The 17585-nt window shown below is 45.7% G+C and carries 17 protein-coding genes and 2 tRNA genes; 15 read left to right on the forward strand and 4 right to left on the reverse strand.

Going from position 1 to position 17585, the window contains the following annotated elements; translation table 11 throughout:
• The first annotated feature begins 23 nt into the window (after positions 1 to 23).
• The 4 genes from QUA01_RS10430 to QUA01_RS10445 all read left to right on the forward strand — a co-directional run bounded on the left by QUA01_RS10430 (position 24) and on the right by QUA01_RS10445 (position 2823).
• Positions 24 to 99: transfer RNA gene (locus QUA01_RS10430), tRNA-Asp, on the forward strand.
• 8 nt (positions 100 to 107) lie between these two features.
• Positions 108 to 179 (forward strand) — tRNA-Ala (locus QUA01_RS10435).
• Positions 180 to 246: 67 nt separating this feature from the next.
• A complete protein-coding gene (locus tag QUA01_RS10440) occupies positions 247 to 1656 on the forward strand; it encodes an SDR family NAD(P)-dependent oxidoreductase (protein WP_333090900.1) in 1410 nt (469 codons plus the stop codon).
• A 3-nt stretch (positions 1657 to 1659) separates the two neighbouring features.
• On the forward strand, positions 1660 to 2823 hold the full coding sequence (locus QUA01_RS10445) for a ribonuclease inhibitor (RefSeq protein WP_333090898.1): 1164 nt from the start codon (positions 1660 to 1662) through the stop codon (positions 2821 to 2823).
• A gap of 399 nt (positions 2824 to 3222) precedes the next feature.
• Here the strand turns inward: QUA01_RS10445 and rpe are convergent, their stop codons facing one another.
• A complete protein-coding gene (gene rpe / locus QUA01_RS10450; RefSeq protein WP_194009673.1) occupies positions 3223 to 3924 on the reverse strand; it encodes a ribulose-phosphate 3-epimerase in 702 nt (233 codons plus the stop codon).
• Between rpe and QUA01_RS10455 the strand changes: the two genes are divergently transcribed.
• The 4 genes from QUA01_RS10455 (at position 3923) to QUA01_RS10470 (ending at position 6707) form a co-directional block, all read left to right on the forward strand.
• Complete coding sequence (locus QUA01_RS10455) at positions 3923 to 4045, forward strand: hypothetical protein (RefSeq protein WP_255515891.1); 123 nt, start codon at positions 3923 to 3925, stop codon at positions 4043 to 4045. The two genes, rpe and QUA01_RS10455, sit on opposite strands and share 2 nt — an antisense overlap.
• A 118-nt stretch (positions 4046 to 4163) precedes the next feature.
• Positions 4164 to 4538: a hypothetical protein gene (locus tag QUA01_RS10460; RefSeq protein ID WP_333090896.1), complete on the forward strand. Its 375-nt coding sequence runs from the start codon at positions 4164 to 4166 to the stop codon at positions 4536 to 4538.
• A 104-nt stretch (positions 4539 to 4642) separates the two neighbouring features.
• A complete protein-coding gene (locus QUA01_RS10465; RefSeq protein WP_333090894.1) occupies positions 4643 to 6058 on the forward strand; it encodes an LCP family protein in 1416 nt (471 codons plus the stop codon).
• 220 nt (positions 6059 to 6278) lie between these two features.
• A complete protein-coding gene (locus QUA01_RS10470) occupies positions 6279 to 6707 on the forward strand; it encodes a YidH family protein (protein ID WP_333090893.1) in 429 nt (142 codons plus the stop codon).
• Positions 6708 to 6763: 56 nt separating this feature from the next.
• On the opposite strand, the gene QUA01_RS10475 is transcribed toward QUA01_RS10470, so the two are convergent.
• Complete coding sequence (locus QUA01_RS10475; RefSeq protein ID WP_333090891.1) at positions 6764 to 8317, reverse strand: sensor histidine kinase; 1554 nt, start codon at positions 8315 to 8317, stop codon at positions 6764 to 6766.
• A complete protein-coding gene (locus QUA01_RS10480; protein ID WP_333090890.1) occupies positions 8314 to 8997 on the reverse strand; it encodes a response regulator transcription factor in 684 nt (227 codons plus the stop codon). The genes QUA01_RS10475 and QUA01_RS10480 overlap by 4 nt, the downstream gene beginning before the upstream one ends.
• A gap of 101 nt (positions 8998 to 9098) precedes the next feature.
• Here QUA01_RS10480 and QUA01_RS10485 point away from each other — a divergent pair, with 101 nt between their 5' ends.
• Positions 9099 to 9551, forward strand: coding sequence for a hypothetical protein (locus QUA01_RS10485; RefSeq protein ID WP_333090889.1), 453 nt, complete (start codon positions 9099 to 9101; stop codon positions 9549 to 9551).
• Positions 9552 to 9708: 157 nt separating this feature from the next.
• Positions 9709 to 10635, forward strand: a complete 927-nt coding sequence (locus QUA01_RS10490; protein WP_333090888.1) for a calcium-binding protein — start codon at positions 9709 to 9711, stop codon at positions 10633 to 10635.
• 237 nt (positions 10636 to 10872) lie between these two features.
• Here the strand turns inward: QUA01_RS10490 and QUA01_RS10495 are convergent, their stop codons facing one another.
• Positions 10873 to 11787, reverse strand: a complete 915-nt coding sequence (locus tag QUA01_RS10495) for an alpha/beta fold hydrolase (protein ID WP_333090886.1) — start codon at positions 11785 to 11787, stop codon at positions 10873 to 10875.
• A 369-nt stretch (positions 11788 to 12156) separates the two neighbouring features.
• Here QUA01_RS10495 and speB point away from each other — a divergent pair, with 369 nt between their 5' ends.
• From speB to msrB, 5 genes are all read left to right on the forward strand, one after another.
• Positions 12157 to 13086 carry an agmatinase gene (gene speB / locus QUA01_RS10500; RefSeq protein ID WP_333090885.1) on the forward strand — a complete coding sequence of 310 codons (930 nt, stop codon included), beginning with the start codon at positions 12157 to 12159 and terminating at the stop codon, positions 13084 to 13086.
• Between the two features lie 133 nt (positions 13087 to 13219).
• Positions 13220 to 13777, forward strand: a complete 558-nt coding sequence (locus tag QUA01_RS10505) for a thioredoxin family protein (protein WP_333090884.1) — start codon at positions 13220 to 13222, stop codon at positions 13775 to 13777.
• Between the two features lie 383 nt (positions 13778 to 14160).
• Positions 14161 to 14967: a molybdate ABC transporter substrate-binding protein gene (gene modA / locus QUA01_RS10510; RefSeq protein WP_333090883.1), complete on the forward strand. Its 807-nt coding sequence runs from the start codon at positions 14161 to 14163 to the stop codon at positions 14965 to 14967.
• A gap of 150 nt (positions 14968 to 15117) precedes the next feature.
• On the forward strand, positions 15118 to 16938 hold the full coding sequence (modB, locus tag QUA01_RS10515) for a molybdate ABC transporter permease subunit (RefSeq protein ID WP_333090881.1): 1821 nt from the start codon (positions 15118 to 15120) through the stop codon (positions 16936 to 16938).
• 73 nt (positions 16939 to 17011) lie between these two features.
• Positions 17012 to 17410 carry a peptide-methionine (R)-S-oxide reductase MsrB gene (gene msrB / locus QUA01_RS10520; protein WP_194068416.1) on the forward strand — a complete coding sequence of 133 codons (399 nt, stop codon included), beginning with the start codon at positions 17012 to 17014 and terminating at the stop codon, positions 17408 to 17410.
• The last annotated feature ends 175 nt before the right edge of the window (positions 17411 to 17585 follow it).

Consider the following 17585-nt stretch of genomic DNA (forward strand, 5'->3'; position numbering starts at 1 on the left):
AGTATCAGCGATTTCTAAGATTTGGGACTGGTAGCGCAATTGGAAGAGCACTAGCGACATCATCGCAGAGGTTGGGAGTTCGAGTCTCCCTCAGTTCCACCTTTTTGGGGGCTATAGCTCAATGGAAGAGCGCTTTCTCTGCAGGAAAGAAGTTAGAGGTTCAAATCCTCTTAGCCCCACCCATCAATATCAAATGTGGATATATGAAGGGGTTTTCGCGCTCAATTTCTCAAGGGGTTGGTCAAGATGAATATCCCACCAGACCAATTAGAAATTTGCCTCAATGTTCTGCAACAAATTTCAGAAGATCCAGCGGTCATTGGCGAACACGATCGCTTCAAAAGTTTGATTGCCAAAATCTACAAACAGGGACGCAAAGGTGGGCGTCAAACTCAACAACAACAACGACGAATTGAAGATAGGCAACTCAAAGCATCAACCGTCATGGTGCAGCATCAGCGCCAACAACAGCCATCGGCTGCCTTACCAGAATCAACAACCAGATCGCAGCATTTGCACAAGCCCATCCTTTGTTACATTTGCAAAACACCCTATACAGAAATTCATTTTTTTTATCATTCACTCTGCCCAAAATGTGCTCAATTTAATTACCAAAAACGACAACAGCGAACCCATTTAGTTGGGCGAACTGCATTAGTGACAGGCGGACGCATCAAGATTGGCTATCAGATGGGATTGCGACTGTTGCAAGATGGTGCTAGGGTGATTCTCACCACAAGATTCCCCTATGACTGTGCTAATCGCTATAGTCTAGAACCCGATTTCGAGCAGTGGCGCGATCGCCTGCAAATTCACGGACTCGATCTGCGAAATATTCCAGCATTAGAAACATTTGTACGGAATTTATTCCATACTGAATCCGCTCTCGATCTGATTATCAACAATGCAGCTCAAACTATCAAGCGTCCATTGGCATTTTATCAGCATCTCTTAGAGCGAGAAGAAGAAGCATCACAAATACTCAGCAACAACGCGCAAGCATTAATCCCGATGGATCGCAATCTATTAAAGGAGCAATTACCTCGACATCAATCTATTTTACTCGAAAGTCAACCGAATTACAAAGCTAGCCTACCGGGTGCGATCGCCGATCACTTCCCGCGCGATTGCTTCGATGCTGACGGACAACAACTGGATCTTCGCCCCGAGAATAGCTGGTTGCTAAAACTGGATGACGTAAATACGATTGAGTTACTTGAAGTACAGGTGGTCAACGCGATCGCACCCTTCATTCTTAACAGTCAACTCAAACCATTACTACTTCGTTCATCCTTTGAAAGACGATTTATCATCAATGTTTCAGCAATGGAAGGACAATTCAACCGCGACAGTAAAACACCCTATCATCCCCATACCAATATGGCAAAAGCAGCTTTGAATATGATGACGCGAACCTCGGCGGTTGATTATGCTCGATATAATATTTTCATGAACAGCGTCGATACGGGTTGGATTACCAATGAAAATCCCGATCCTAAGAAAATACGAGTTCAAGGAGAACAAGGCTTTTACACGCCATTAGATGCGATAGATGGGATGGCAAGAATTTACGATCCGATCGTTCAAGGTATTGAAAATCCCGAGCCTCCCATTTACGGTCATTTTCTTAAAGACTACGCCCCCTATCCCTGGTAGCAAATGATGATAAATACCGCTCTTCACTGTCCGTTACCCAATCCTATAGAGTCTTCCTCCGAAGTTGTAATCGAACTCAAATCGTTAATCGATTATCTCCAAACCGATCGACCGATAGCTCAAAAAATAGTCTTCCCGCGCGGCACAGTCATGCCCGATGGACGACTTGATTTGTGCAAGCAAGATTTAGGTGTAATGGGATGTCATTTAGTGACTGAAGCATTGGCAAACAATGATGCGATCGCTAGCTTATTATTGGGAACCAATGGTATTGGCGATCGGGGTGCTAAGGATGTGGCGCGATTGATTCAACGTAACCACCGTTTAGAGATTGTCTATTTAGGTTGCAATGCGATTTCATCGACAGGTATTGCTGCACTTGCCGAAGCGCTGACGCAGAATCAATCTATAACTGGTTTGTGGTTAAAACGCAATCCGATTGGCGTAGAAGGTGCAGATAGTCTAGCGGAAATGTTGCGTCACAATACAAGTATCCGCACCCTAGATTTGGTCAATACTCAAATAGGAGATGAGGGATTAGCAGCCATTTTAGAGGTTTTGACTTACACCAATCGTACTGTTGAACGGCTGTACTTGGGCGGCAATCAAATTCAGGAAAACCATGCTGCTTTACTGGCTAATCTTTTAGCTGATAATCCTGTGATTACTGGCTTATTTCTTAATGTCAATCATCTGGGCGATCGAGGTGTTACAGTTTTAGTGGATGGATTGGCAGAAAATAAAACACTGGTTGATTTAGGACTAGCTAGCAATGGAATTGGGGTAGCAGGGTGCAATCCATTATTAGCAGCAGTGGCAACCCATCCCAAACTTAGTAATCTGGATTTAGGTTATAGTCCTTCTACAGGAGTGTTGGGATCGCAGCCCAATCAGATTGGAGATATCGGTGCAAGTGCGATCGCCCATTCGATCGCACGGAACCAAACCTTATTGAAACTCAATCTTTGTCGGAATGGAATTGGCAATTTGGGAAAAAAAGCGCTCATTTATGCATTAGAAATCAATCAAAAATTACGTTATCTGATTTTAGATGGGCAACCATATCGACGAATTGAAGTTTTGTTAGAGCGCAACCGAATGCTGAATTTTGGTGAAGAATTACATCAGCCTCGTAGTGTTTCTTTAATCCAGAGTGTATATCGTTGAGTTGAACCCTGTTTTGCGACTCGTCAGTATTTAATGTAAAATAAATTCAGCAAATTTTAGAACTAGGACAGGCCGATCGATACCGCCGCAAACAACCGGGATTAATCTGGGCGAGTAGTTTATTGCCGGGGCGATCGTGAATTTATCTGCCCTCCAAGGTTCGCAACCTGCAATAGTCGAGACGATTCACTTTCGTTCATCCTTTCTATCCCTTTTCATCCCACACTAACCTCGATCGGTATAGTGTGGGGATTCCCGTCTGTTTAGCTAAAAAGTCATGCAACAGTTTGTAGTGAGGACTTCAGTCCTTTCTTAAATCTTTTAGCCACTAAGGACTAAAGTCCTGACTGCGAACCAGTTTTATTCTGGGTAATTCGCCGGAAACGATCGCATTTTCAACTAAACAGCAGCCAACTCAGGAGTCGGGCGCTTGCTGTTGCGGATACCTTCGATCGCGCTTGCGTAATCCTTCGCCTTAAACACGGCAGAACCCGCGACGATCGCATTTGCGCCGGCTTCCAGAACCTGCCAAGTATTGTTCGTCTTCAAACCGCCATCCACCTCAATCCAAGGATCGAGGCCCTTCTCATCGCACATTTGGCGCAACTGGCGAATTTTCGGCAGCACCGCCGGGATAAAACTTTGACCGCCAAAGCCCGGATTGACGCTCATAATCAGCACCAAATCGCAAAGTTCCAGCACGTACTCGATCAACTCCAGGGGTGTCGAAGGATTCAGCACCACACCAGCCTGCTTGCCCAATTCCCGAATTTGACCTAGGGTGCGGTGCAAGTGAGGCGAAGCATTGTGCTCGGCGTGAACGGAAATAATGTCCGCACCAGCCTTAGCAAAGTCTTCGACGTATTTCTCCGGCTCCACAATCATCAGGTGGACATCTATTATCTTGGTAGTAACGGGACGAATTGCTTCGACAATCATCGGCCCGATAGTAATATTAGGAACAAAGCGACCGTCCATCACATCTACGTGAATCCAGTCAGCCCCAGCTCGATCGACCGCCTGAATCTCTTCTCCGAGACGGCTAAAATCGGCTGATAATATTGATGGAGAAATAACGATCGGTTTTTGAGATTTGGTCATGGCTAAGTCTGTTCTCCTGTCTGCGGTGCTGTATCCAGTTTATCAAAATACGGCTCTCCGGGTCGAAAAGTTGCTGGCGGGCGATCGACCGCCAGCAATCACCGAAAAATTTTGCCTCTGACAGACAACGTTTGTGCAAAACCAGCCCTGCTGCGAATTTTGGTCTGCGAGCTCAATTTTCTGTCAAACCAATAGATTTTGTGCAAAACTAGACCTCCTGTAAATTTTGAATGCAAATTATGAAAAATACACATCCCTCAGAAAATCCTGAACTCGATCGGGCAAGTCTGTTTGTATTAATGATCCCAGTCATCGGCTTTTTCCCCGCCCTGTGGAATCTTTACCGGCGTCAGGGCAGCCCCGAACGCAAAGCCGTCAGCCGCTTGGCAATTGCCCTTGCTTTTAGTTGGCTCCTAGGACATATTCTTTTAGAAGGTGCAGCGATTTCTGCGGAATCTCCGACACTTACCATGTTATTAATGAGTAGCCTGCTAACAACCAGTTATTTTATTGTTTCTGTGGGACTGATGGTTCGTCTCTGGAAGCGTCAACCGCTATGGTTGCCCGGAATAAGTCGCGTAGCCGAGCAAGTGGTCGGCAAACATTTATCATAATTTAGGGTTCTTTTAAGCCCGACCCTATTGATTGAGTGCAGTTTCCGCTTGATACTACATATTTCCGCGATGTTTTTTTATTTTTGTTGTCTGTGAGGAAGCCAGTGCCAGTTCAAAAAACTCCTAATCAAGACCCTATCGAACAATCAACCGCTCAACCTGCAACTAAAAAATCGAACCAGCCACATCGAGGCCGTTGGTTGGGTTTTGGTTTTGGTTTGGCTGGAGTAGCAATGCTCTCAGCCACCGCCGGAGCGCTGCTAGCCGTCTCGCTTTCCACAACACCGCTTCAGCAACAAAAGTTGACTCCCGAAGAAGCGGCGGTGTTTTCTCAAGGCGACATGGCAAAGCTCAACATGAAGATGCCGGAACTGACTCGTCCAGTTAATATTTTAGTTTTAGGACTTAAGGTTCTGAGTTCAGACCTCGACGGCCATCCCGACAAGGAACAGGGATACGATGTCTGGCAAAACTCTTTTAAAGGGTTAACCGATACCATGCTATTGGTGAGGTTTGACCCTCAAAATAAAAGATTAAGCGTGCTTTCGATTCCCCGTGACACCCGCACCTATGTTGAAGGTAGGGGTGAAGTGAAAATCAACGAAGCTAATTACTACGGTGGCCCGGCTTCGTCAGCTAAATCAGTCAGCGGACTCTTGGGCGGCGTGGGAATTGACCGTTATGTCACAGTCAATATTCAAGGCATCAAAAGCTTGGTAGATGCACTGGGCGGCATTACTATTAATGTCCCTAAAGACATGAAGTATACCGATGAAAGCCAACATTTATATATAGATTTAAAGGCTGGCAAGCAGCTTCTCAACGGCGAACAAATCGTGCAATATTTGCTTTACCGGCACGACGATTTGGGCGATATTGGGCGGGTGCAGCGCCAGCAATTGTTGATGCGGGCTTTTGTGGAACAGGAAGTTAATGTAGGTTTGCTGTCTCGCTTGCCGAAGATTTTGTCGGTAATTCAGTCTCACATTGACACAAATTTGAGTATAGAAGAATTGGTGGCTTTGGCTGGTTTTGCTACTCAAACCGATCGCGCTGGCGTGCAGATGTTGATGGTTCCCGGCAGATTCAGCGATCCTAAAGACTATAAGGCAAGTTTTTGGTTGCCAGACCAAAATGCGATCGAAACTATGGTGGCAGAGCATTTTGACTTCGGTCAAAATACTTGGACAATCGAGAATGCTGATGCGACTTTTCTGAAGGTGGCGATTCAAGACAGTACGGGCAATGAATCGGCTGTTGAAGATTTTGTCAATACTCTGACTCGCGCTGGCTATCGGAATGTCCAGGTTTATAAAGATTGGCCAGAACCGCTAGAAGAGACTACGATTGTCGCTCAAGACGGCGATATTAAAGGTGCCCGAGCGATTCAACAGTCTTTGGGTTTTGGAGATGTGCTGGTTGAGAGTACGGGTTCTTTGCAGTCGGATGTGACAATCAGATTGGGCAAGGATTGGTTGAGCAAAAAAACTAAGTATGGAAGCGAATTGAAATCTTTTTAAACTGGGTTTTAAATTCGATATTTGTAGGGACGCAGCAGTGCTGTGTCCTGTTTTTTTGTGTGGGTAGAGAAGGAGGCGATCGCTTTTTAGTCGATTTACTGATAGTATATTTTTGGGTGATGATGAATCGCGATCGCCATACTGATACTTCCCTCCGCAACCAGAAATGACACAATAATCAACGAGGGAAAGCTTAAGATTTTTTATAAAGGTAGGGTTGATGAACAAGGGTGCTAAAATAGACCGACAGCGCGAACATCAGGCAAATGAACGCACCTTTCTTGCATGGTTGCGAACTTCACTCGCTTTAATTGGTTTTGGATTTGCGATCGCTCGGTTCAGTTTATTTCTCCGCCAATTTCAAGCTACAGTGACTCAACAAGAAGTTTCTTCCCCTCCCTTCTTCAACTCCGAAACTTTAGGGCTGAGTTTAGTCGTTTTTGGCATTGCGGTCATAGCCTTAGCAGCATGGCGTTACAATCGAGTTTTCTGGCAAATCGAGCGAAGTGATTATCGCCCTAATCGCGTGCTAGTTTGGATTCTGACGGGAGTTGTGATGATTTTAGGAACGTTAAGCATTCCGTTGTTGCTGTGGCGAGATCGCGCAAATATAGCTCCCACTTCAACTCCTAAAAACTCTCAATTCTAAGTTAACCCGATCGCTCAGTTCAAGTCAAAACAACCGCAACCATATTATCGATCGGGTTAATCGCGATCGCCCACAGGTAAACTCAGTATAAACCCTGTTTGACCTAGGATTGCAGCATCTAGTTGAATATCGCCGCCGTGGGCCCGTGCGATTTCCCTTGCTAAACTCAGCCCCAATCCCGATCCTTCTATTTTTTGGATTTGACTGGAGTCACCGCGATGGAAGCGCTCAAAAATTAGCTTGCGCTCGCTTAAAGAAATATCTTGAGAACTATTGACAATTTTCACAATTACTATTTTTTCGTGACGCTGGGCTTGTAATCGGAGCCAACCCTTCGGTAAATTATATTTAATAGCATTCCCAACTAGATTTTGCAAAACCTGCACCAGCAAATCGCGATCGCCCTGTATAAATAACTTGGGAGCAATTTCCATGTCCACCTCTAAATGTGGTGCTAGCAGTTCCATATCTTCGGCAATTTCCGATAGCAAAGCCGACAGATTCACCTCAACCAAATGTAAACCCATACGTCCGGCATCGGCTAGAGAAAGTAAGAGAAGTTTGCGGGTAATTTCACTCAAGCGGTGCACTTCATCCAATAAATTACTCAGAGTTTGCTGCACTTGAGAACCAGATTCAACTTGATGCAAAGCAAGCTCTATTTGCCCTTGCAAAATTGCCAGCGGAGTCTTTAATTCGTGAGCCGCATCTCCACTAAAACGAGAAGCTTGTTTAAAACTCCGTTCCAGACGTTCTAACATCTGATTGAACACAGAAATTAATTCTAAAAATTCAATATCCGTCGAACCAACAGGGACGCGCCGATCGAGCCCTTGTACGGTGACATTGCGAATAGCCATCGTGAGTCGCCCAATGGGATACAGAATACTCCGCGATATCAACCACGCTCCACCTCCTACGAATAACAGCACTACGGGAATAGAAATTAGAAAGATATTGCCAATCGATGCCATTTCCCGATCGATCGCTTGTAAGTTAACAGCGATCGCTATTTGAGTCTGAGGAGAATGAATCGCGCCTACACGCCAAACAGCCGTGCTAGTACGCTGGGTTGCTAGCTTAGCTTTGAAAACTCGAGGAAAATCCGGTTGATCGAATTGAGGAGGCCGATCGCGCGGGGGTCTTCTTTCTCTCGGTAAGAATGAATCGGGTCGATCGGGAGGTGGTTGATGGGGAGGTGGTGGATAGAGTGAATGTGGTGGAGGGGGAGGTTCTAATTCAAAAGGTATTCTGGCAGGATCGGGAGGGGGTTGGGGCAGCGATCGCCATAATGAATTAGGATCAAGTCCATCTTGCCACTGGCGCGATCGGTAGAGCAAATTACCATCTCTGTCATTCACCAGCAAAGCCGCGGTTGTTTCCCCATCATTCATGCCCAAAACTGATGGCAAAGAATTAGCATAATTATCCCATTGAGCTGATTGCGGGCGAGTAGATTGGATTAACTGATTCTTAATTTCAGCATCAAGACGTTTTACCTTAGCATCGTAAATCAACCACCACGAAACAATACTAAAGCCAATTATAGAAATACTTGCCAGAACAGCAGAGAATAGAGTAATCCGAAAGCGAAAAGATTGCAATTTCATGATGGGGAATCTGGTTTGCGAAACCGATAGCCAACACCGCGCACGCTCTCAACCCATCCCGTACCGCCGATGGGTTCAAGTTTTTTGCGAATGCGTTGAATACAGACATCTACCACATTCGTATTTGGATTAAAATCATAGCCCCAGATATGTTCGAGAATTTGCGTGCGGGTGAGTACCCTACCAGGCGATCGCATCAGATATTCCAACAGATTAAACTCGCGGGTTGTCAGTTCGACTGTATGGGAATCGCAAGTAACTTCTCGGAGAATGCGATCGAGCTTAACTGGGCCAACACTCAAAATATTTTGCCCGCTTCCAGAAGCACGCCGCACAACAGCATAAATCCGAGCAACTAACTCCTCAACAAAAAACGGTTTAGCCAAATAATCATCAGCACCGAGATGCAAGCCTTCAATGCGATCGTCTAATTCATTGCGAGCCGTCAATAAAATCACAGGTACATTGCGCCCCGCTTTTCGCAGCAGTTTGAGGATAGACAATCCGTCTTTTCCCGGTAAAACAATATCAAGCACGATCGCATCGTACTGATTATCCATCGCCCGCCCGTAGCCATCGTTGCCATTATCGCAATAATCCACAACAAAGCCTTGTTCTTTCAAGCCGATACAAACAAAATTAGCGATTTTTTCTTCATCTTCAACGTAGAGAATATTCATAAATTCACCGATGCGTTGTGATTATACAGTGATTGTTTATTTAATTAAATTACAAAATTGTAATCTATCAGCAGAGTTCCCCGTCATGTTTGGGTAGTTTGATGCTGCTATCAACTATTTGGCGATCGGCAATTATAACTACCATGAAAAATCCTGCACTACTCGCATTACCTGCTACAGCTTTGCTGCTGGGATTGAGCAGCTTGACTTTGGGCGATCGAACTACAGTCAGTTTTAACATCCCGCTAGCCCAAAGCCAACCCGCGCCCGATCGACAGCGCAGACATCCGCCCCGTATAGATTTTGCCGCTGCGGCCAAACAATTAGGAATCACCGAAGCCGAGTTAATCGAAGCATTGGGGCTACCAGCCAAACCGCCCGAACCACCAACTGAAAATAATCGCCCGCCGGGCCCACCGCCCCCTCCTCGTTTAGATATTGCCGGTGCAGCGAAAAAGTTGGGTATTACCGAAGCACAGCTAATCAAAGTTTTGGGCATTCCACCGCGTCCATCGGGCGATCGTAATATACCTGACAATTCAGAAAAACGGTAATTTTCCAGATTACAAAACTGTAATCCCAGCACAGAGATAAATGTCATGTTGAACCAGCTTAATGATTGTAGCGACTAAAGCAAAAGGCGATCGATAATTCATTTCTTTAGCCTGACAAATGCTTTCAACTTAGAAACTTAATCGAGATAATTACACCATGCCACCACTATTTCCCAATCCTAATTCAATTAATGCACCGGGCAATCCTCCACCTCCAAATCAAGGAGTACCGGGCAATCCTCCACCTCCAAATCAAGGCGGACAACTTACCAATTCTGCTCTACCTCCCCAAAACCCAACTCCACCAGTACCGCCAGCCAACAGTATCAACACCACAACAGGAAACGACAATATTACCGGAGATAGTTTAGACAACTTCATCCTAGGGAGTAGCGGCACTGATAGCATCCTTGGAGGATTAGGCACGGATACAATCAGCTATCTTTCCCTCAGCAATAGCATTACCCTTGAGGCTAAAGGCATTGTAGACAAGGGCGCAGCCGGCACAGACAGCCTTCAAAGCATCGAGCAAATCATTGCTCCTTTGGGGCAGATTAACACCATCGATGCTTCCACAGGTAGCGGCACAGCTTCTATTAATGCAAATTTGTTGCAGAATAGTTTAGCAGTTAACAATTTACCCGGTATCGGCACTCTGAATTTTACTGTAGAGAATTTCGCGAATGTCACGGGCACGCCCAATGTAGATGTGATTACCGGCAATAACCTAGACAATTATTTAATAGGAGAAGCGGGTAACGACACACTTTCGGGTGGACGTGGCAATGATACGCTGATTGGAGTCAATCCATCGAGTGCTACACCGGGAAGCAACGAAACAGATGTGCTGATTGGCGGTCGAGGTAGAGATGTTTTTGTTCTCGGTGATGCCGCAATCAGCTACTATCAAGGAACAGGAGTTGCAGTAATTCAGGATTTCCAACAGGGAATCGATCGCATTCAGTTACATGGGAGTATTTCCAACTACAATATTGTTGGTAACTCCATCAATTTAGCTGGTACTTCTGACCAAATTGCTGTAATTCAAGGTGGCTTTACCCCTGATAGTTTCATATTCGTGTAATATCAATTGCGGCTGCACTCAGACATGATACCGAGGAGACGGCAGTGGAGTTTCCCTACCCAAAATAATATTGTAGGGACACGGCACTGCCGTCTCCTAATTTCTTCTTCCTACTTCTTCCTTCGTGTTCTTCGCGTCTTCGCGGTTCAATAATACTTATGATACCGAAGACACGGCAGTGCAGTTTCCCTACCCAAGATAATATTGTAGGGACACGGCACTGCCGTCTCCTAATTTCTAATTTGCTGCAATTACCGATCGCCCTTTAATCCAATCAAGTAAAATAGGATTGACCAATTCCGGCGCTTCATCCTGCGGACAATGGCCAACTCCCTCCAAAGGAATAAACTTTTCAACAGCCGGAAAATTTGCCAATTCTCGCCCCAGGGCGATCGGCTCCCAAGGATCGTTTGCACCCCACAAAATCAAAGCCGGACAGCTCAAACGCGGCAACAAATCCTCCGGTAGCGGCCCTTGAGAATAGCTGATAAATGCCACAAATACATCCACAGCGCCGCTATCTCGCGCTGGTTTTAACAAGATTTCTACAAGTTCGTCGGTGACAGCTTCCGGCTGGTGATAGGCTTGCAAAAGCACTTTTTTGACTGTTTTTGGCGTGGCTAACTGTTTAAAAAATAATTGACTTATCCACTTGATATTTAAAACTTTTTGTGCAATTGGCGCTCCAAAACTGCGATACCAAGGCATTTCGGCGCGCTTGCGATCGTGCAGCAAACGCAGAGAACAATTGAGTAAAATTACGGCAGAAGCAATATCGGGAAAATCAACAGCGGCTTGCATAATTGCTACGCAGCCGATCGAATTTCCCACCAAAAAAGCCGGCCCGCCCGCAACTTCCCGACAAAAATCAGCAATTAGCTGTCCCCAAGTTTCAAAAGTATAGTCAATCTCAAGTTTGGGCGCGGGCTTAGCAGAACCGCCAAAACCGATGAGGTCGATCGCGTAACAGCGACAATCAGCAGCCAATGCCGGCAAATTCTTGCGCCAGTGGCCCGAAGACGCGCCAAAACCGTGGACAAACACCACCGCAGGGCCCTCGGTTCCCGCAGCCTGGTAGCAAATGGGAAAACCTTTCCACAGCCAAGTTTGAGGTGCAGCAAGTGTTGACAGAGTGGGAGTAGAAGGTGTCATAGAAATAAAAAAAGTGAAAATTGAAGAATGGGAAGGACTGAAGTCCTTACTACAAAAGGTATCGCAATTCTAGGCAACCACTAAGACATAAATCCTAAACCTTCCTTCCCTCCTCCCTCTGCGCCCTCTGCGCCCTCTGCGGTTAATTCCTCTTCCTTCTTCCTTCTTCCCTCTTCCTTCTTCCTCCTGAATTACATCCGTTACATCCGTTACATCCCGTACATTGCTCGTTGCCGAACTTCCCTCTTCCCTCTTCCTTCTTCCTTCTTCCCTCTTCCTTCTTCCCTCTTCCTTCTGACTTTGCAGTTAGAGGCGATACTATGTCACGATTAAAGATGCTGACTTCTTTGCTGTATTAAAATTTCCCTTATGCCAACGATCGTTTCCACTGCTGTCGTACCGTTTCTGGGGTCAGAAATTGTACCAGACTACGACACAGCCAAAGTAGTAATCTTGCCAATTCCCTACGAAGCAACCACCACCTACCGCCGGGGGTGCGAAAACGGGCCCGCCAAACTGCTAGAAGCTTCTCACCAGCTCGAATGCTACGACGAAGAACTAGATTCCGAAGTTTGCTACGATGTTGGCATTTATACCGCATTGCCGATCGCCGATACTCGCAACCATCAACCAGTTTCATCCTTAGAAATGCTGGAAGTCACGCAACAAACCGTACACCAGCTAATTACCGAAAATAAATTTGTAATTTCCCTCGGAGGCGAGCACAGCATCACCGCCGGCATTGTCGAAGGCTACCGCCAAGGCTACCCGGATGAACCCTTCACCGTCGTGCAAATCGATGCCCACGGCGACTTGCGACACGAATACGAAGGCTCGATCCACAACCACGCCTGCGTGATGCGGCGTATTGTTGATATGGGCTTGCCGACACTGCAAATCGGGATTCGCGCTATCTGCAAGGAAGAAGCCGACTTGATTAAAGCCAAACAGCTAAACGTGATTCGAGCTCGGGAAATTGCTACTCAACCGGATTGGGCAGATCGCGCCATTGCCAGCATAACAACCAAACGAGTATTTTTGACGATCGACCTAGACGGCATCGACCCGACATTAATTCCAGGGGTAGGCACACCCGAACCGGGTGGGTTAAATTGGTATTCGCTAACCGGATTTTTGCGGCGCGTCTTCGAGTCCTACGAAGTAATCGGCTGTGACATCATGGAATTAGCACCTGTTGTAGATTCTGTCGTCTCAGAATTTACCGCCGCCAAATTAACCTACAAACTTATTGGATATCAAGCGGCGGCTCAAGGTTGGCTAAAGCAAAACGAGGAATAAATCGCGAATTATTAATCAAAATAAGCTGTTGGCCAGGTTAGAATCAAAGTAAAACCCAAAAACAGCTAATTTGATTATTGCTAAGAATTTCATCTTTCACGCTCGCAAATACTGCTCTTAACCTCCTGAAAACATGAGTTTACCAATCGAAACAACGGGTACTTCAATTAATGGCTACGCTCCCGATTTTGAACTGCCGGGAGTTGACGATGAAGTTCACCATTTAGCTCGCTATTTAGAAAAATTTCGGGCAATCGGGGTAGTATTTATCTGCAATCATTGCCCTTACGTGAAGTTGTATATCGATCGCCTGAAAGAACTTCAAGTAGCTTTTCAAGATCAAGCTGTTACGTTGATCGGGATTAATGCCAATGATTGCAACCAGTATCCAGACGACAGTTTTGAGAATATGAAAATTTTTGCGGCCGACAATCAACTCAACTTCCCGTACATCCGAGACGTTGCTCAAGATGTGGCCCACAGTTTTGGGGCTTCTAAAACGCCGGAAGTTTTTTTGTTAGACCGAGACGGCAAATTGCGCTATAAAGGTTTAATTGATGATAATGCCGACGACGCGGCGGCGGCACAGGTTTTTTATCTGCAAAGCGCGATCGACCAATTGCTCAAAGACGAACCGGTAGAACCTTCTATTACAGAGGCGATCGGTTGTTCTGTCAAGTGGCGACAATAGGGATAACACCTGAAATCCGTAGGAACACGGCACCGCCCATTAGTGTGAATTTAACGTCAAACGTAGTGCGAGTCTTCTGTCTAGCGATTAAGGCCAGATCCCCCCTTAGCTTGCCCCCTACTCCCCCTTCTTAAGGGGGGGACAAGATTCTGCTCAAAGTCCCCCTTCTTAAGGGGGATGCGAGGGGGATCTGGCCTCTGCTATAAACGAGAAATACAAAGATTTTCACATTTAAGTTGACACTAATGATCGGTGCCGTCTGCCTACCGCACTATTATTTAACGAACCGCGAAGATGCAAAGAGCGCGAAGGAAGAAAAAGAGGAAGATAGTTTTGTAGCGGTTTTGATATAATTCAAAATCAAAGATTCTCAACTATTCCCGATGAACCTAAAAAGAAAACGTATTCTCAACTTGATAATCGCAGCCGTCGCCACACTGGTACTGCTGATTAGTTGGAACTTATTTCAGAATGTTTCCCCAGCCACAGCACAGCAGCGCACGTCTTTAACTGTATCCGCCGCCATCAGTCTCTCGCCCGCCTTAACAGAAATCAAAACAGTATATCAAAGCAGCAATCCCAATACTACTATTACTTATAATTTTGGTGCTTCCGGCGCTCTAGAGCAGCAAATTCAGCAAGGAGCTCCGGTAGATGTATTTTTCAGCGCCGCGACTAAACAAATGGATGGTTTACAAAAAGCTAATTTGCTGATGAACGAGACGCGCCGCAATTTGCTGACAAATCGCCTAGTTTTGATTACTCCTAAAAATGGCGCTGTTTTGAGCGATTTTAAACAGTTGACAGAGGCAAAAATCAAGAAAATTGCGATCGGCGAACCCAAAAGCGTACCTGCGGGACAATACGCTCAGGAAATGCTAACTAAGCTCGGATTGTGGCCGCAACTGCAGCCAAAATTAGTATTGGGAAATAACGTCCGCCAAGTGCTAACATTTGTCGAAAGCGGTAACGTTGATGCCGGTATAGTCTACACCACAGATGCCAAAGCATCGGACAAAGTAACAGTGCGACTAACCGCGGCAGAAAACTTGCACTCGCCCATTGTTTATCCGCTAGCAATTATCAAAAACAGCCGCAATCCCGCCGCAGCAAAAGCCTTTGTTGAGTTTTTAGCGGGCGATCGCGCTAAAATAGTATTTCAGAAATACGGATTTGGTCTAGCTCGTTAATTAGAAACCCGGAGGGCGGGCACGGGGACACCGCCCCTACAGTTGATTCTCTTCCTTCTCTTTCTTCCTTCGCGCCCTTCGCGTCTTCGCGGTTCGTTAAAAAAAATCTCATTCACAAATCATCCAAAACTGCGATAGTTCATCCAAAATATGGAATTTGACATATCTCCATTATGGATATCCCTAAAATCATCAGCCATCGCCACATTCTTTACCTTCTTTCTGGGAATAGCTGCCGCCCGGTGGATGCTTTCAACTCGCATCCGAGGTAAAGCGTTGATTGAAGGCATTTTCATCTCTCCTTTGGTTTTGCCGCCCACGGTAGTCGGATTTTTGCTGCTACTGCTGTTTGGTAGAAATGGCGCGATCGGTCAATTTCTTCTAAAATTTGATTTAACTATAATTTTTACTTGGCAAGCCGCCGTAATTACTGCCACTGTCGTATCATTTCCCCTGATGTACAAAACTGCTTTGGGGGCTTTTGAGCAAATTGATGCCAATCTTCTCAATGCAGCCCGCACTTTGGGCGCTTCGGAAGGGACGGTTTTTTGGCGGATTATGTTGCCGCTAGCGTGGCCGGGAATTATAGCAGGAACTATTCTCGCATTTGCCCGCGCTTTGGGTGAATTCGGCGCGACGCTGATGTTAGCTGGGAATATTCCCGGACAAACTCAAACTATCCCGATGGCAATTTATTTTGCGGTGGAAGCTGGGGATATGAGGCAAGCTGCTATTTGGGTTTTGATTATTCTCAGTCTTGCTTTGAGCGTGCTCACTTTGGTTAATTACTGGACTTATTTACCGAGAATTTCGTCCAAGCCAAATCCTAACTATCAACGGCAATCTAATCTCGCTCAATTTGGCTCTAAAGTTACCATAAAAGCCCCAAAAAAACAACTGGAAGGCGGACTATTTTTAAATATTTTTAAACCTCTTTCTGGCTTTGCTTTGGAGGTCGGTTTTGATATCGGTCAGGAAGTGCTGGGAATTCTGGGCGCGTCGGGTTCCGGCAAAAGCATGACTCTGCGCTGTATCGCGGGTTTGGAAACTCCCAGCAGCGGTAAAATTGCAGTTAATGGAAAGGTTTTATTTGACTCGGCAGAGGGCATTAATTTACCTTCTAAAGACCGCCGTATTGGTTTTTTGTTTCAAAACTATGCTTTGTTTCCTCATCTGAATGTGGCTCAAAATATTGCTTTTGGTTTGCAGCATTTATCTAAAAGCGAGCAAAAAATTCGGGTCAAAGAACAGCTTGTTTCGGTGCAAATGTTGGGAATGGAAAACCGCTATCCCCACGAACTTTCTGGCGGCCAGCAGCAGCGGGTGGCTTTGGCGAGGGCGATCGCCCCGAATCCCGATTTACTGCTGTTAGACGAACCGTTTTCGGCTTTGGACACGCACTTGCGGAGTCAACTGGAACGGGAGTTAATGCAGGTTCTGGCTAATTATCGGGGAATTACTTTGTTTGTCAGTCACAATTTAGAGGAAGTTTACCGGGTGTGTAAAAATCTGTTGGTGTTGGCTGAGGGAAAGCCGATCGCCTTTGATACCAAACAGAACATTTTCGATCGCCCGCGCAACTTCACCGTCGCGCAGTTAACGGGCTGCAAGAATTTCTCTGCTGCTAAACCGGTTGCTGAAACTGTCGTAGAGGCGATCGGCTGGGGCTGCACTTTGACTGTAGTCGAACCAATTCCCAAATCTCTAGTTTCTGTCGGAATTCGAGCTCATCAAATCAATTTTGTTAGCGGGTGCGATCGCGAAAATACTATTCCTTGTTGGATCGCCTCAACAGTAGAAACTCCCCACCGAGTGACATTATATCTCAAGTTGCACTCGCCTCCCCACGATTCCCAAGATTATCACTTGCAAGCTGAACTTTTCAAGGAAAAGTGGCGGGCGATCGAGGACAATTCTTTTCCATGGTATGTTTATTTGGAGCCAATTAGGTTAATATTAATGGAGGCATGAGTCAACAGTTAACAGTTAACAGTTAACAGCCAACAGCCAACAGTCAACAATTAACAATTAACCAGATTAAGTCATGACAGACAAAGTTAAAAAAACCGATGCCGAATGGCAACAGCAACTCAGCCCAGAACAGTTCAAAGTTACCAGAAAAAAGGGAACCGAAAGAGCTTTTAGTGGCGAATATCACGACAACAAAAAGCCCGGAATTTATAAGTGTATTTGCTGCGGTACCGAGCTATTTAAATCAGAAACAAAATACGATTCCGGTACTGGTTGGCCGAGTTTTTACGCTCCCATTAACGAAGAAAATGTCAAGAATGAGTCGGATAACAGCTTATTCATGCGCCGCACTGAGGTACTGTGTGCTGTTTGTGACGCTCATCTCGGTCACGTATTCAACGATGGGCCAAAACCCACGGGCCAGCGTTACTGCATGAATTCTGCTTCTCTTGATTTCGTTCCCAAGGAATAAATTAAGTCCGTATTTCTCACCAAAAAACCCGGTTTCTGCCTTAACTTTAAGATTGCTCAAAAAGAAGATTAGGCCGAGAAACCGGGTTTTTATCCGTTCCCAGCAGCCTGTTCCAAGCAATTGATGTTCAAAATGCACCCGTGCTGCTATCTTATGGTGGAGACAAAAAGAAAAA

Source organism: Microcoleus sp. S36a_B3 (assembly GCF_036700745.1).
Lineage (GTDB): Bacteria > Cyanobacteriota > Cyanobacteriia > Cyanobacteriales > Microcoleaceae > Microcoleus.

What these genes read in the sequence shown, in the direction of transcription:
- QUA01_RS10440 (WP_333090900.1), top strand. Translation starts at nt 247, where the DNA reads ATGAATATCCCACCAGACCAATTAGAAATTTGCCTCAATGTTCTGCAA.
- QUA01_RS10445 (WP_333090898.1), top strand. Translation starts at nt 1,660, where the DNA reads ATGATGATAAATACCGCTCTTCACTGTCCGTTACCCAATCCTATAGAG.
- QUA01_RS10455 (WP_255515891.1), top strand. Translation starts at nt 3,923, where the DNA reads ATGGCTAAGTCTGTTCTCCTGTCTGCGGTGCTGTATCCAGTTTATCAA.
- rpe (WP_194009673.1), bottom strand. Translation starts at nt 3,924, where the DNA reads ATGACCAAATCTCAAAAACCGATCGTTATTTCTCCATCAATATTATCA.
- QUA01_RS10460 (WP_333090896.1), top strand. Translation starts at nt 4,164, where the DNA reads ATGAAAAATACACATCCCTCAGAAAATCCTGAACTCGATCGGGCAAGT.
- QUA01_RS10470 (WP_333090893.1), top strand. Translation starts at nt 6,279, where the DNA reads ATGAACAAGGGTGCTAAAATAGACCGACAGCGCGAACATCAGGCAAAT.
- QUA01_RS10475 (WP_333090891.1), bottom strand. Translation starts at nt 8,317, where the DNA reads ATGAAATTGCAATCTTTTCGCTTTCGGATTACTCTATTCTCTGCTGTT.
- QUA01_RS10480 (WP_333090890.1), bottom strand. Translation starts at nt 8,997, where the DNA reads ATGAATATTCTCTACGTTGAAGATGAAGAAAAAATCGCTAATTTTGTT.
- QUA01_RS10485 (WP_333090889.1), top strand. Translation starts at nt 9,099, where the DNA reads ATGCTGCTATCAACTATTTGGCGATCGGCAATTATAACTACCATGAAA.
- QUA01_RS10490 (WP_333090888.1), top strand. Translation starts at nt 9,709, where the DNA reads ATGCCACCACTATTTCCCAATCCTAATTCAATTAATGCACCGGGCAAT.
- QUA01_RS10495 (WP_333090886.1), bottom strand. Translation starts at nt 11,787, where the DNA reads ATGACACCTTCTACTCCCACTCTGTCAACACTTGCTGCACCTCAAACT.
- speB (WP_333090885.1), top strand. Translation starts at nt 12,157, where the DNA reads ATGCCAACGATCGTTTCCACTGCTGTCGTACCGTTTCTGGGGTCAGAA.
- QUA01_RS10505 (WP_333090884.1), top strand. Translation starts at nt 13,220, where the DNA reads ATGAGTTTACCAATCGAAACAACGGGTACTTCAATTAATGGCTACGCT.
- modA (WP_333090883.1), top strand. Translation starts at nt 14,161, where the DNA reads ATGAACCTAAAAAGAAAACGTATTCTCAACTTGATAATCGCAGCCGTC.
- modB (WP_333090881.1), top strand. Translation starts at nt 15,118, where the DNA reads ATGGAATTTGACATATCTCCATTATGGATATCCCTAAAATCATCAGCC.
- msrB (WP_194068416.1), top strand. Translation starts at nt 17,012, where the DNA reads ATGACAGACAAAGTTAAAAAAACCGATGCCGAATGGCAACAGCAACTC.